Genomic DNA, 14,205 nt, shown 5'->3' with positions numbered 1-14,205 from the left:
CCGTGTGAAAGTAGGTAATCGTCAGGCTCCTCATGCCTCAAACAAAAACCCCACCCCAAAAGTGGGGTTTTTGCGTTGCGGCGTGCAGCTATAGATGAGAGGATTAATCGAGCCAGATCGAATGTTCGGCTTGACACAAGAACATTGTTCGTTCATAATCGATAGTTCTCTGCGGAGGGGTGCCCGAGTGGCTAAAGGGGGCAGACTGTAAATCTGTTGGCTTACGCCTACGTTGGTTCGAATCCAACCTCCTCCACCAGAATTAAAGCGGTAGTGCGTAGGGAATCAAGGCCCGTGCGGGTGTAGCTCAATGGTAGAGCAGAAGCCTTCCAAGCTTATGACGAGGGTTCGATTCCCTTCACCCGCTCCAGCGTCAATGGTCGCGCCCATGTGGCTCAGTGGTAGAGCACTCCCTTGGTAAGGGAGAGGTCGGCAGTTCGATCCTGCCCATGGGCACCAGCAAAATAAGTTTAGAGCGTTTGCGCGCGGCGCAAGGTACGAAAATCCTGTTAGGAGTCGAAAATGGCCAAAGGTAAATTCGAGCGGACCAAGCCGCACGTGAACGTTGGAACGATTGGTCACGTTGACCATGGCAAGACCACGCTGACGGCAGCGATCACGACGGTGCTGACCAAGAAGTTCGGCGGCGAAGCCAAGGCGTATGACCAGATCGACGCGGCGCCGGAAGAAAAGGCGCGTGGTATCACGATCAACACGGCGCACGTCGAGTACGAAACGGCCAACCGCCACTACGCACACGTCGATTGCCCGGGCCACGCCGACTACGTGAAGAACATGATCACGGGTGCCGCGCAGATGGACGGCGCGATCCTGGTGTGTTCGGCCGCTGACGGCCCGATGCCGCAAACGCGTGAGCACATTCTGTTGGCTCGTCAGGTTGGCGTGCCGTACATCATCGTGTTCCTGAACAAGTGCGACATGGTCGACGACGCCGAACTGCTCGAACTCGTCGAAATGGAAGTGCGCGAGCTTCTTTCGAAGTATGACTTCCCGGGCGACGACACGCCGATCATCAAGGGTTCGGCCAAGCTCGCGCTGGAAGGCGACAAGGGCGAGCTGGGCGAAGTGGCAATCATGAACCTGGCCGACGCACTGGACACGTACATCCCGACGCCGGAGCGTGCAGTTGACGGCGCGTTCCTGATGCCGGTGGAAGACGTGTTCTCGATCTCGGGTCGCGGCACGGTGGTGACGGGCCGTATCGAGCGTGGCGTGGTGAAGGTCGGTGAGGAAATCGAAATCGTCGGTATCAAGCCGACGGTGAAGACGACCTGCACGGGCGTGGAAATGTTCCGCAAGCTGCTCGACCAGGGTCAAGCGGGCGATAACGTCGGTATCCTGCTGCGCGGCACGAAGCGTGAAGACGTCGAGCGTGGTCAGGTTCTGGCCAAGCCGGGTTCGATCAACCCGCACACGCACTTCACGGCAGAGGTGTATGTTCTGTCGAAGGACGAAGGCGGTCGTCACACGCCGTTCTTCAACAACTATCGCCCGCAGTTCTACTTCCGTACGACGGACGTGACCGGTTCGATCGAGTTGCCGAAGGACAAGGAAATGGTCATGCCGGGCGACAACGTGTCGATCACGGTGAAGCTGATCAACCCGATCGCGATGGAAGAAGGCCTGCGCTTCGCCATCCGTGAAGGCGGCCGTACGGTCGGCGCTGGTGTCGTTGCGAAGATTCTCGAGTAAAAGCCAGAAATTTTCTCGATAATCGATAGTTTTCGGGGTCGGCGATACCGTCGGCCCCAAATGGTTTAGGGGTATAGCTCAACTGGCAGAGCGTCGGTCTCCAAAACCGAAGGTTGGGGGTTCGATTCCCTCTGCCCCTGCCACATTCTCGCGCCAAGTGGCGCTGTTCAAGGTGTTATGGCGAATCCTTCCGTCGAAACTGTAAATACTTCCAGCGACAAGTTGATGGTGGCCGCGGGCGTATTGTTGGTATTGGCCGGGTTCGTGGGTTTCTTCTGGCTCGGTAGCCAGGAGTGGTACGTTCGCGGCGCCGCGTTGGCTATCGGCGTTATCGCGGGAGTCGCGGTCGGTCTGCTCTCCGCGCCGGGGAAGGGGTTCATTGCCTTCGCCAAGGATTCGTACAAGGAAGTTCGTAAGGTTGTCTGGCCGACTCGCAAGGAAGCAACGCAGACAACGTTGGTGGTCTTCGCCTTCGTACTGATCATGGCCATCTTTCTCTGGCTTAGCGATAAGTCGATAGAATGGATGATTTTCTCGGTGATTCTGGGTTGGAAATGATATGAGCGATACTCCGACATCCCCGAGCGGAAAACGTTGGTATGTTGTGCACGCTTACTCTGGCATGGAGAAGAGCGTGCAGCGGGCGCTTCAGGAACGCATCGAACGCGCCGGCATGCAGGATCAATTTGGCCAAATCCTGGTTCCGACCGAAGAGGTCGTTGAGGTGAAGGGTGGTCATAAGTCAGTGACTGAGCGTCGCTTCTTTCCCGGCTATGTTCTGGTCGAGATGGAAATGACGGACGAGACATGGCACTTGGTAAAAAATACGGCCAAGGTTACGGGCTTCGTCGGCGGGGCGCGAAATCGCCCTAGCCCGATTTCCCCTCGGGAAGTCGAAAAGATCATGTCTCAGATGCAGGAAGGCGTCGAAAAACCGCGCCCGAAGACGTTGTTCGAGGTGGGCGAGATGGTCCGCGTTAAGGATGGCCCATTCACTGACTTCAATGGAAACGTCGAGGAAGTGAACTACGAGAAGTCTCGAGTTCGCGTGTCTGTGACCATCTTCGGACGATCGACTCCGGTTGAACTAGAGTTCGGGCAGGTGGAAAAGCTGTAGCTTTAAATTTTGCGCGGCGGGCGTAAGCACGGCGCGCAATTCGCGCTTACGGTCCGCGTTATGACCGTTGAGGAGCGTCAGTAGCCGTTCTCGGCAAAAGCGCGCTATCACTCACCGAACGCTATTGCGTTCAGCAGAGGTTTTCAACATGGCAAAGAAAATCATCGGCTTTATCAAGCTGCAGATCCCTGCAGGTAAAGCCAACCCGTCGCCGCCGGTCGGTCCGGCACTGGGCCAGCGTGGCCTGAACATCATGGAGTTCTGCAAAGCGTTCAACGCGCAGACTCAAGCGATGGAGCCGGGTCTGCCGGTGCCGGTCGTCATTACGGCATTTGCGGACAAGAGCTTCACGTTCATCATGAAGACGCCGCCGGCCACCGTTCTGATCAAGAAGGCGGCCAAGATCGACAAGGGTTCGGCAAAGCCGCATACCGATAAGGTCGGCAGCATCACCCGCGCACAAGCGGAAGAAATCGCAAAGACCAAATTGCCTGACCTGACGGCAGCGGATCTGGACGCAGCGGTTCGTACGATCGCTGGTAGCGCCCGTTCGATGGGCATCACCGTGGAGGGCGTGTAAATGGCTAAGCTTTCTAAGCGTCTTCAAGCGTTCGCGACCAAAGTCGACCGCCAGAAGCTTTATCCCGTCGACGATGCGCTGAACCTCGTCAAGGAATGCGCAAGCGCCAAGTTCGATGAATCGATCGACGTGGCGGTGCAGCTCGGCATCGACGCCAAAAAGTCGGACCAAGTGGTTCGCGGTTCGGTCGTTCTGCCGGCTGGTACCGGTAAGTCCGTTCGTGTTGCCGTATTCGCCCAAGGCGAAAAGGCCGAGCAGGCCCGTGCTGCTGGTGCAGAGATCGTCGGTATGGAAGACCTGGCTGAGCAAGTCAAGGCCGGCAACCTGAACTTCGACGTCGTGATCGCTTCGCCGGACACGATGCGCGTCGTTGGTACGCTCGGTCAGATTCTCGGTCCGCGCGGCCTGATGCCGAATCCGAAGGTCGGTACGGTTACCGCCGACGTCGCCCAGGCTGTGAAAAACGCCAAGGCGGGTCAGGTTCAATTCCGTGTCGACAAGGCCGGTATCATCCACGCGACGATCGGCCGTGCTTCGTTCGAGCCGGCATCGCTGCGTCAAAACTTGTCGGCACTGGTGGAAGCCCTTCAAAAGGCCAAACCGGCGACCAGCAAAGGCGTGTACCTGCGCAAGATCGCCTTGTCGAGCACCATGGGTGTCGGCGTGCGCGTCGATCAAGGCACGCTCGCGCAGTAAAGAATTGTGCGCATGGCCGACTGGCCGTGCGTGAAGGGCTTTGGGCGGCTGTGGTTCAGGTGTTTGAGCTACAGCCGGTTGTCAAAGACCGTTGGTGGTGACGCATTAGGTAGGCGTGACCTTAATGAATGCCAACGCAGATGGCGAACCCGGAAAGTTTTGTAGTGGTTGAAGTCGGTTGTCGTACACCGGACGGTGTGCACCAGCTGATCGAAATGCTCCTAACAGGTCGGACGCCGTTGTTGAACGCGATGTGCCAAGTCGGCGCATCGAATCTGGAGGTTTAACCGTGCCACTGAACAAAGAAAGTAAGCAGGCAGTCGTCGCTGAAGTCGCCGCGCAAGTCGCGAAGGCTCAGACGATGGTGCTCGCTGAGTATCGTGGGATCACGGTTGGCGATCTGACCAAGCTGCGCGCGAAAGCGCGCGAGCAACAAGTGTATCTCCGCGTGTTGAAAAACACGCTGGCGCGTCGCGCCGTGGAAGGTACGCCGTTCGCTCCGCTGGCTGAGCAGATGACCGGTCCTCTGATCTACGGCATCTCAGAAGATGCCATTGCCGCAGCCAAGGTCGTCAACGACTTCGGCAAGGGCAATGACAAGTTGATCATCAAGGCTGGTTCCTACGAAGGCAACGTGATGGACAAGGCGGGCGTGCAAGCGTTGGCCAACATCCCGAGCCGCGAAGAACTGCTCTCCAAGCTGCTTTATGTTATGCAAGCGCCTGTTGCTGGCTTCGCGCGTGGCCTCGCCGCGCTCGCGGAGAAGAAGCAGGGCGAAGCTGCGTAACGTATTCACTTGGGCACCAGTTGCTCAGTTAGGTATTAGCTAGATCGCTAGCTCGATCCGAATTCAATCTAGGAGTATTTCAAATGGCAATCGCAAAAGAAGACATCCTCGAAGCCGTAGGCTCGATGTCGGTTCTGGAACTGAACGAGCTAGTTAAGGCGTTCGAAGAGAAGTTCGGCGTGTCGGCTGCAGCAGTTGCTGTCGCTGGCCCTGCAGGCGCTGCAGCTGCAGTTGCTGAAGAACAAACCGAATTCACGGTCAACCTGACAGAAATCGGCGCGAACAAGGTTTCGGTCATTAAGGCTGTTCGTGAACTGACGGGTCTCGGCCTGAAGGAAGCGAAGGACCTGGTCGACGGTGCACCGAAGCCTGTGAAGGAAGCGGTACCGAAGGCTGCTGCTGAAGAAGCGAAGAAGAAGTTGGAAGAAGCAGGCGCAAAAGCTGAAATCAAGTAAGTTTCACTGCGCTTTGCGGAGGCTGGCGGTTCGCACCGCCGGCCTTTTTGTGCTTTGTGCGGACTAAGTTATTAATGGCCGGTTTTGGCAAAAAAGTCTGCCTAGAGGCCAAAGAGAATTGTCGATCGGAATATCATGCCGATACTTCTCTTTGTCTTCTGAAGCGACTGCAGAAGGCAAGTTTGGTCGGGTAGCGGGCAACACAGGCATCCGCTGCCGTCAGCCAGCGGTTGGTAGCGGCCAACCACCAAGCTTCTAGGGCTCGTTCGTCCTCGCAGGGCGACTCACGAGTCTCAGTCGGTGAACACCGGGTCGTGTCATCGAGGTATCCCGCCTCGGCAACGCCCGCCGTGATTCGGAGATCGTATGCAATATTCCTTCACCGAGAAGAAGCGTATTCGCAAGAGTTTCGCGAAGCGCCCCATCGTTCACCAAGTTCCGTTCTTGCTGGCTACCCAGCTTGAATCATTCACGACGTTTCTGCAAGCAGACACCTCCGCGACGCAACGGAAATCGGAAGGCTTGCAAGCCGCTTTTTCGTCGGTTTTTCCGATCGTCTCGCACAACGGTTTCGCGCGACTCGAATTCGTCAGCTACATGCTTTCTCCGCCGGCGTTCAACATCAAGGAATGCCAACAGCGCGGCCTGACCTATTGCTCCGCCTTGCGCGCCAAGGTACGCCTCGTGCTGCTCGACAAGGAATCGCCGAGCAAGCCCGTCGTCAAGGAAGTGAAGGAGCAGGAAGTGTACATGGGCGAAATTCCGCTCATGACGCCAACCGGCTCATTCGTCATCAACGGCACGGAACGCGTGATTGTGTCGCAGTTGCACCGTTCGCCGGGCGTGTTCTTCGAGCACGACAAGGGCAAGACGCATAGCTCGGGCAAGCTGCTGTTCTCGGCGCGGATCATCCCCTACCGCGGTTCGTGGCTCGACTTCGAATTCGACCCGAAGGACGTACTGTATTTCCGCGTCGATCGTCGCCGGAAAATGCCGGTCACGATTTTGTTGAAGGCCATCGGCCTGACGCCGGAACAGATCCTCGCGAACTTCTTCGTGTTCGACAACTTCGCGCTGATGAACGAAGGCGCGCAGATGGAATTCGTGCCGGAACGCCTGCGCGGTGAAGTCGCGCGTTTCGACATCCAGGACCGCGAAGGCAACGTCATTGTCACGAAGGACAAGCGGATCAACGCGAAGCACATCCGCGACCTCGAAAGCGCGAAGACCAAGTTCATCTCGGTTCCGGAAGACTATCTGCTTGGCCGCGTGCTGGCGAAGAACGTCGTCGATGGCGAGACGGGCGAAGTGATCGCGAACGCGAACGACGAAATCACCGAAACGGTGCTCGAAAAGCTGCGCGAGGCGAAGGTCAAGGACATTCAGACGCTCTACACGAACGATCTGGATCAGGGTCCGTACATCTCGTCGACGCTGCGTATCGATGAAACCGCCGACCGCATGGCCGCGCGCATCGCGATCTACCGCATGATGCGTCCGGGCGAACCGCCGACCGAAGAAGCCGTCGAGGCGCTGTTCAACCGTCTGTTCTACAGTGAAGACGCGTACGACCTGTCGAAGGTCGGCCGCATGAAGTTCAATCGCCGCGTGGGGCGCGATGAAATCATCGGACCGATGACGCTGCAGGACGACGACATCCTCGCGACCATCAAGATCCTGGTCGAGTTGCGTAACGGCAAGGGCGAAGTGGACGACATCGACCACTTGGGCAATCGTCGCGTGCGTTGCGTCGGCGAACTGGCGGAGAACCAGTTCCGCGCCGGTCTTGTGCGTGTCGAACGTGCTGTGAAGGAGCGTCTGGGCCAGGCGGAAAGCGAAAACCTGATGCCGCACGACCTGATCAACTCGAAGCCGATTTCGTCGGCGATTCGCGAGTTCTTCGGTTCGTCGCAGCTGTCGCAGTTCATGGACCAAACCAACCCGCTGTCGGAAATCACCCACAAGCGCCGTGTTTCGGCTCTTGGGCCGGGCGGTTTGACGCGTGAGCGCGCGGGCTTCGAAGTCCGCGACGTGCACCCGACGCACTATGGCCGTGTCTGCCCGATTGAAACGCCGGAAGGTCCGAACATCGGCCTGATCAACTCGCTCGCGCTCTACGCGCACCTGAACGAATACGGCTTCCTCGAAACGCCGTACCGCAAGGTCGTGGACAGCAAGGTGACGGATCAGATCGATTACCTGTCGGCGATCGAGGAAGGCCGTTACGTGATCGCTCAGGCAAATGCCGCCATGGGCGAAGACGGCACGCTGACCGATGAACTGGTTTCGTCGCGTGAAGCGGGCGAAACGCTGATGGTCACGCCGGACCGCATCCAGTACATGGACGTGGCGCCGTCGCAGATCGTGTCGGTGGCGGCATCGCTGATTCCGTTCCTCGAGCACGACGACGCGAACCGCGCGTTGATGGGCTCGAACATGCAGCGTCAGGCCGTGCCTTGCCTGCGTCCTGAAAAGGCCGTGGTTGGTACGGGTATCGAGCGCACGGTTGCGGTCGACTCGGGCACCACGGTGCAGGCGTTTCGCGGTGGCGTGGTCGATTACGTCGATGCGGGCCGTATCGTGATTCGCGTGAACGACGACGAAGCGGTCGCGGGCGATGTCGGTGTCGACATCTATAACCTGATCAAGTACACGCGTTCGAACCAGAACACGAACATCAACCAGCGTCCGATCGTGAAGGTCGGCGACAAGGTGTCGCGTGGCGACGTGCTGGCCGATGGCGCATCGACCGATCTGGGCGAACTCGCGCTCGGTCAGAACATGCTGGTCGCGTTCATGCCGTGGAACGGCTACAACTTCGAAGACTCGATCCTGATCTCGGAAAAAGTCGTGGCGGACGACCGTTACACGTCGATCCACATCGAAGAACTGAACGTCGTGGCTCGTGACACAAAGCTCGGACCGGAAGAAATCACGCGCGACATTTCGAACTTGGCCGAAGTGCAGCTTGGCCGTCTCGACGAGTCGGGCATCGTGTACATCGGCGCGGAAGTCGAAGCGGGCGACGTGCTGGTCGGCAAGGTGACGCCGAAGGGTGAAACCCAACTGACGCCGGAAGAAAAGCTGCTGCGCGCGATCTTCGGTGAGAAGGCGTCGGACGTGAAGGATACGTCGCTGCGCGTGCCGTCGGGCATGAGCGGCACGGTAATCGACGTGCAGGTGTTCACTCGCGAAGGCATCACGCGGGACAAGCGCGCGCAACAGATCATCGACGACGAACTGAAGCGCTATCGCCTCGACTTGAACGACCAGTTGCGCATCGTGGAAGGCGACGCGTTCTCGCGTCTCGCGCGCATGCTGAACGGCAAGATCGCGAACGGCGGTCCGAAGAAGCTGGCGAAGGGCACGGCGATCGATCTGCCGTACTTGGAAGATCTCGACCACTATCACTGGTTCGACATCCGCCTGGCTGATGAAGAAGCAGCCGCGCAGCTCGAAGCCATAAAGGACTCGATCGAACAGAAGCGTCACCAGTTCGACCTCGCGTTCGAAGAGAAGCGCAAGAAGCTGACGCAAGGCGACGAACTGCCGCCGGGCGTGCTGAAGATGGTCAAGGTATATCTGGCGGTGAAGCGCCGTTTGCAGCCGGGCGACAAGATGGCCGGCCGTCACGGTAACAAGGGTGTCGTGTCGAAGATCGTGCCGATCGAAGACATGCCGTATATGGCCGATGGCCGTCCGGCTGACGTCGTGCTCAATCCGCTCGGCGTGCCGTCGCGGATGAACGTGGGTCAGATTCTCGAAGTGCATTTGGGCTGGGCTGCGAAGGGCCTCGGATGGCGTATCGGCGAAATGCTGCAGGCGCAGGCGAAGATCGAGGAACTTCGTAGTTTCCTGACGAAGATCTACAACGAGTCGGGCCGTGCCGAAGAGCTGGAAAGCTTCAGCGACGACGAAATCGTCGAGCTGGCGCGTAATCTGCGCGAAGGCGTGCCGTTCGCGACGCCGGTGTTCGACGGCGCGACGGAAGGAGAAATGGAGCGCGCGCTGGATCTGGCGTTCCCGGACGACATCGCAAAGCAACTCGGCATGACGAAGTCGAAGAATCAGGTTCAGTTGAGCGACGGCCGCACGGGCGAACCGTTCGAACGGACCGTGACAGTCGGCTACATGCATTACCTGAAGCTGCACCACTTGGTCGACGACAAGATGCACGCACGTTCGACCGGACCGTACTCGCTCGTCACGCAGCAGCCGCTGGGTGGTAAGGCGCAGTTCGGTGGCCAGCGTTTCGGTGAGATGGAAGTGTGGGCGCTCGAAGCGTATGGCGCGTCCTACGTGCTGCAGGAAATGCTGACGGTGAAGTCGGACGACGTGACGGGCCGGACCAAGGTTTATGAGAACCTGGTGAAGGGCGATCACGTGATCGATGCAGGCATGCCGGAATCCTTCAACGTGCTCGTGAAGGAAATCCGCTCGCTGGGTATCGACATCGACCTCGACCGCAACTAATCGGACTACGGAGAGAAAGCAATGAAAGCTCTGCTCGATCTATTCAAGCAAGTCCAACAAGAAGAAGTATTCGACGCGATCAAGATCGGTCTGGCCTCGCCCGACAAGATTCGTTCGTGGTCGTTCGGCGAAGTGAAGAAGCCGGAAACCATCAACTACCGCACGTTCAAGCCGGAACGCGATGGTCTGTTCTGCGCGAAGATTTTCGGGCCGATCAAGGACTACGAGTGTCTGTGCGGCAAGTACAAGCGCCTGAAGCACCGCGGCGTGATCTGCGAAAAGTGCGGCGTCGAAGTGACGCTCGCGAAGGTGCGTCGCGAACGGATGGGCCACATCGAACTGGCCTCGCCGGTTGCGCACATCTGGTTCCTGAAGTCGTTGCCGTCGCGTCTGGGCATGGTGCTCGACATGACGCTGCGCGACATCGAGCGCGTACTGTATTTCGAGGCATACGTGGTGATCGACCCGGGCATGACGCCGCTGAAAGCGCGGCAGATCATGACGGAAGAGGATTACTACAACAAGGTCGAAGAGTACGGTGACGAGTTCCGCGCCGAGATGGGCGCGGAAGGTGTGCGCGAACTGCTGCGCGCGATCAACATCGACGAACAGGTCGAAATGCTGCGCACCGAACTCAAGAACACGGGTTCGGAAGCGAAGATCAAGAAGTACGCGAAGCGCCTGAAAGTGCTCGAGGCATTCCAGCGTTCGGGCATCAAGCCCGACTGGATGGTGCTCGAAGTGCTGCCGGTGCTCCCGCCGGAACTGCGTCCGCTCGTGCCGCTCGACGGCGGCCGTTTCGCGACGTCGGACCTGAACGACCTGTATCGCCGCGTGATCAACCGTAACAACCGGTTGAAGCGTCTGCTCGAATTGAAGGCGCCTGAAATCATCGTCCGCAACGAAAAGCGGATGCTGCAGGAAGCCGTCGATTCGCTGCTCGACAACGGTCGTCGCGGCAAGGCGATGACGGGCGCGAACAAGCGTCCGCTGAAGTCGCTCGCCGACATGATCAAGGGTAAGGGCGGCCGTTTCCGTCAGAACTTGCTCGGTAAGCGCGTTGACTATTCGGGCCGTTCGGTGATCGTGGTCGGTCCGACACTCAAGCTGCATCAGTGCGGCCTGCCGAAGCTGATGGCGCTCGAACTGTTCAAGCCGTTCATCTTCAACAAGCTGGAAGTGATGGGCGTCGCTACGACCATCAAGGCAGCGAAGAAGGAAGTCGAGAACCAGACGCCGGTGGTGTGGGACATTCTCGAAGAAGTCATTCGCGAACATCCGGTCATGCTGAACCGCGCGCCGACGTTGCACCGACTCGGCATCCAGGCTTTCGAGCCGGTGCTGATCGAAGGCAAGGCGATTCAGCTGCATCCGCTCGTTTGCGCGGCGTTCAATGCCGACTTCGACGGTGACCAGATGGCCGTTCACGTGCCGTTGTCGCTGGAAGCGCAGATGGAAGCGCGCACGCTGATGCTGGCGTCGAACAACGTCCTGTTCCCGGCGAACGGCGATCCGTCGATCGTGCCGTCGCAGGATATCGTGCTGGGTCTCTACTATGCATCGCGTGAAGCGGTGAACGGCAAGGGCGAAGGCATGACGTTCACGGGCGTGTCGGAAGTGATTCGCGCGTACGAGAACAAGGAAGTCGAGCTGGCATCGCGCGTCAACGTGCGGATCACGGAAATGGTCCATAACGAAGACCAGAGCGAAGGCGCGCCGAAGTTCGTGCCGAAGATCTCGTTGTTCGCGACCACCGTTGGCCGGTCGATCCTGTCGGAGATTCTGCCCCCGGGCCTGCCGTTCACGGTCCTGAACAAGCCGCTGAAGAAGAAGGAAATTTCGCGCCTGATCAACACGGCGTTCCGCAAGTGCGGTCTGCGCGAAACGGTGATCTTCGCCGACCAGCTGATGCAGATGGGTTTCCGTCTCGCGACGCGCGCCGGCATTTCGATTTGCGTCGACGACATGCTCGTGCCGCCGCAGAAAGAAACGATCGTCGGCGATGCCGCGAAGAAGGTGAAGGAATACGACCGTCAGTACATGTCGGGTCTCGTCACTGCGCAGGAACGCTACAACAACGTGGTCGACATCTGGTCGGCGACGTCGGAAGCGGTCGGCAAGGCGATGATGGAGCAGCTCGCGACGGAGCCGGTGGTCGATCGCGACGGCAACCAGACGAAGCAGGAATCGTTCAACTCGATTTACATGATGGCCGACTCGGGCGCGCGCGGTTCCGCGGTGCAGATTCGTCAGCTGGCCGGTATGCGTGGCCTGATGGCGAAGCCGGACGGCTCGATCATCGAGACGCCGATTACGGCGAACTTCCGCGAAGGCCTGAACGTGTTGCAGTACTTCATCTCGACCCACGGTGCACGGAAGGGTCTGGCTGATACGGCGCTCAAGACGGCGAACTCGGGTTACCTGACGCGTCGTCTCGTCGACGTGACGCAGGATCTGGTCGTGGTCGAGGACGATTGCGGCACGACGAATGGCGTCGCGATGAAGGCGCTGGTCGAAGGCGGTGAAGTCGTCGAAGCGCTGCGTGACCGGATTCTCGGTCGCGTCGCGGTGGCGGACGTCGTCAATCCGGAATCGCAGGAAACGCTGTATGCGTCGGGCGATCTGCTCGACGAAGACGCGGTCGAGGAAATCGAACGCCTCGGCATCGACGAAGTACGCGTGCGCACGCCGCTCACCTGCGAAACACGTTATGGCCTGTGCGCGAGCTGCTATGGCCGCGACCTGGGTCGTGGTTCGCGCGTGAACGTCGGCGAAGCAGTTGGCGTGATCGCGGCGCAGTCGATCGGCGAACCGGGCACGCAGCTCACGATGCGTACGTTCCACATCGGTGGTGCGGCGTCGCGTGCGGCGGTGGCATCGTCGGTTGAAGCGAAGAGCAACGGCACGGTGCGTTTCACGCCGACGATGCGTTACGTCACGAACGCGAAGGGCGAGCAGGTCGTCATTTCGCGCTCGGGCGAGGCGATCATCGCCGACGACCTGGGTCGTGAACGTGAACGTCACAAAATCCCGTACGGCGCGACGCTGCTGCAACTCGACGGCGCGCAGATCAAGGCCGGTACGCAACTGGCTCAATGGGATCCGCTGACGCGTCCGATCATCACCGAGTGGGGCGGTACGGTGAAGTTCGAGAACGTCGAGGAAGGCGTGACGGTTGCGAAGCAGATCGACGATGTGACCGGTCTTTCGACCCTGGTCGTGATCGACGTGAAGCGGCGTGGCTCGCAGGCCGCCAAGAGCGTTCGTCCGCAGGTGAAGCTGCTCGACGCGCAGGGCGAGGAAGTGAAGATCCCGAACACCGAGCATTCGGTGCAGATCGGCTTTCAGGTCGGCGCACTGATCACCGTGAAGGATGGTCAGCAAGTGCAGGTCGGTGAAGTGCTGGCACGTATCCCGGTTGAAGCGCAGAAGACGCGTGACATTACCGGTGGTCTGCCGCGCGTGGCCGAACTGTTCGAAGCGCGCTCGCCGAAGGACGCCGGCATTCTGGCGGAGGTCACGGGCACGACGTCGTTCGGTAAGGACACGAAGGGCAAGCAGCGTCTCGTGATCACGGACCTCGAAGGCGAACAGCACGAGTTCCTGATCGCGAAGGAAAAGCAGGTTCTGGTTCACGATGGTCAGGTCGTCAACAAGGGCGAAATGATCGTGGACGGTCCGGCCGATCCGCACGACATCCTTCGTCTGCAGGGTATCGAAGCGCTGTCGCGTTACATCGTGGACGAGGTGCAGGACGTGTACCGTCTGCAGGGTGTGAAGATCAACGACAAGCACATCGAGGTGATCGTGCGTCAGATGTTGCGTCGTGTTCAGATCGTCGATAACGGCGATACGCGTTTCATCATGGGTGAACAAGTTGAACGTTCGGACATGCTGGACGAGAACGACCGGATGGCCGCGGAAGACAAGATCCCCGCGACCTACGAGAACGTGCTGCTCGGTATCACGAAGGCTTCGCTCTCGACCGATTCGTTCATATCCGCGGCGTCGTTCCAGGAAACGACTCGCGTGCTGACCGAAGCGGCAATCATGGGCAAGCGCGACGATCTGCGTGGTCTGAAGGAAAACGTGATCGTCGGCCGTCTGATTCCGGCCGGTACCGGTCTCGCGTTCCACAAGGCGCGCAAGAGCAAGGAAATGTCGGATCGCGAACGCTTCGACCAGATCGCAGCAGAAGAATCGTTCGATTTCGGTACGCCCGAAGCTGCACCTGCAGAACAGCAACATCCGGCAGAGTGAGTTGGCGGGGCTCGGGTCTGACGATTCGGGCTCCAACAACTAGCCAGCCGTTCAAAAGCCGCTCGGTTTTCACCGAGCGGCTTTTTTATTTCCATCGTCCGATCGGTCAACGCGCGTCCGGCGC

9 protein-coding genes and 4 tRNA genes are annotated in these 14,205 nt (G+C 59.1%); all 13 read left to right on the top strand.

Features of this window, described 5'->3' with window-relative positions; all coding sequences use genetic code 11:
- Positions 1–173: 173 nt before the first annotated feature.
- The 13 genes from AWB65_RS18615 (at position 174) to rpoC (ending at position 14,081) form a co-directional block, all read left to right on the top strand.
- A tRNA-Tyr gene (locus tag AWB65_RS18615) sits at positions 174–259 on the top strand.
- Between the two features lie 37 nt (positions 260–296).
- Positions 297–370 (top strand) — tRNA-Gly (locus AWB65_RS18610).
- Positions 371–384: 14 nt separating this feature from the next.
- Positions 385–459 (top strand) — tRNA-Thr (locus AWB65_RS18605).
- 63 nt (positions 460–522) lie between these two features.
- Positions 523–1,713, top strand: a complete 1,191-nt coding sequence (gene tuf / locus AWB65_RS18600) for an elongation factor Tu (protein WP_087657790.1) — start codon at positions 523–525, stop codon at positions 1,711–1,713.
- Positions 1,714–1,780: 67 nt separating this feature from the next.
- A tRNA-Trp gene (locus tag AWB65_RS18595) sits at positions 1,781–1,856 on the top strand.
- 34 nt (positions 1,857–1,890) lie between these two features.
- Positions 1,891–2,271: a preprotein translocase subunit SecE gene (secE, locus tag AWB65_RS18590; protein ID WP_087668531.1), complete on the top strand. Its 381-nt coding sequence runs from the start codon at positions 1,891–1,893 to the stop codon at positions 2,269–2,271.
- Position 2,272: 1 nt separating this feature from the next.
- Positions 2,273–2,830, top strand: coding sequence for a transcription termination/antitermination protein NusG (nusG, locus tag AWB65_RS18585; protein WP_087644061.1), 558 nt, complete (start codon positions 2,273–2,275; stop codon positions 2,828–2,830).
- Between the two features lie 148 nt (positions 2,831–2,978).
- Positions 2,979–3,410 (top strand): 50S ribosomal protein L11, encoded by a 432-nt coding sequence (gene rplK / locus AWB65_RS18580; RefSeq protein ID WP_087668530.1) that lies wholly within the window; start codon positions 2,979–2,981, stop codon positions 3,408–3,410.
- On the top strand, positions 3,411–4,106 hold the full coding sequence (rplA, locus tag AWB65_RS18575; protein ID WP_087668529.1) for a 50S ribosomal protein L1: 696 nt from the start codon (positions 3,411–3,413) through the stop codon (positions 4,104–4,106).
- Positions 4,107–4,395: 289 nt separating this feature from the next.
- Complete coding sequence (gene rplJ, locus AWB65_RS18570; protein WP_087657784.1) at positions 4,396–4,893, top strand: 50S ribosomal protein L10; 498 nt, start codon at positions 4,396–4,398, stop codon at positions 4,891–4,893.
- Positions 4,894–4,976: 83 nt separating this feature from the next.
- Complete coding sequence (gene rplL, locus AWB65_RS18565; protein ID WP_087657785.1) at positions 4,977–5,348, top strand: 50S ribosomal protein L7/L12; 372 nt, start codon at positions 4,977–4,979, stop codon at positions 5,346–5,348.
- Positions 5,349–5,714: 366 nt separating this feature from the next.
- A complete protein-coding gene (rpoB, locus tag AWB65_RS18560) occupies positions 5,715–9,821 on the top strand; it encodes a DNA-directed RNA polymerase subunit beta (RefSeq protein ID WP_087668528.1) in 4,107 nt (1,368 codons plus the stop codon).
- Between the two features lie 21 nt (positions 9,822–9,842).
- On the top strand, positions 9,843–14,081 hold the full coding sequence (gene rpoC, locus AWB65_RS18555) for a DNA-directed RNA polymerase subunit beta' (RefSeq protein WP_087657787.1): 4,239 nt from the start codon (positions 9,843–9,845) through the stop codon (positions 14,079–14,081).
- Positions 14,082–14,205: the final 124 nt, after the last annotated feature.

The sequence above is a fragment of the Caballeronia humi genome (assembly GCF_001544475.1).
Lineage (GTDB): Bacteria > Pseudomonadota > Gammaproteobacteria > Burkholderiales > Burkholderiaceae > Caballeronia > Caballeronia humi.
This window is presented reverse-complemented; position numbering and strand designations above follow the sequence as displayed.

Bases quoted from the DNA above. Each gene is read 5' to 3' on its own strand.
- rplA (WP_087668529.1), top strand. From the start codon at position 3,411: ATGGCTAAGCTTTCTAAGCGTCTTCAAGCGTTCGCGACCAAAGTCGAC.
- tuf (WP_087657790.1), top strand. From the start codon at position 523: ATGGCCAAAGGTAAATTCGAGCGGACCAAGCCGCACGTGAACGTTGGA.
- secE (WP_087668531.1), top strand. From the start codon at position 1,891: ATGGCGAATCCTTCCGTCGAAACTGTAAATACTTCCAGCGACAAGTTG.
- rpoC (WP_087657787.1), top strand. From the start codon at position 9,843: ATGAAAGCTCTGCTCGATCTATTCAAGCAAGTCCAACAAGAAGAAGTA.
- rplK (WP_087668530.1), top strand. From the start codon at position 2,979: ATGGCAAAGAAAATCATCGGCTTTATCAAGCTGCAGATCCCTGCAGGT.
- nusG (WP_087644061.1), top strand. From the start codon at position 2,273: ATGAGCGATACTCCGACATCCCCGAGCGGAAAACGTTGGTATGTTGTG.
- rpoB (WP_087668528.1), top strand. From the start codon at position 5,715: ATGCAATATTCCTTCACCGAGAAGAAGCGTATTCGCAAGAGTTTCGCG.
- rplL (WP_087657785.1), top strand. From the start codon at position 4,977: ATGGCAATCGCAAAAGAAGACATCCTCGAAGCCGTAGGCTCGATGTCG.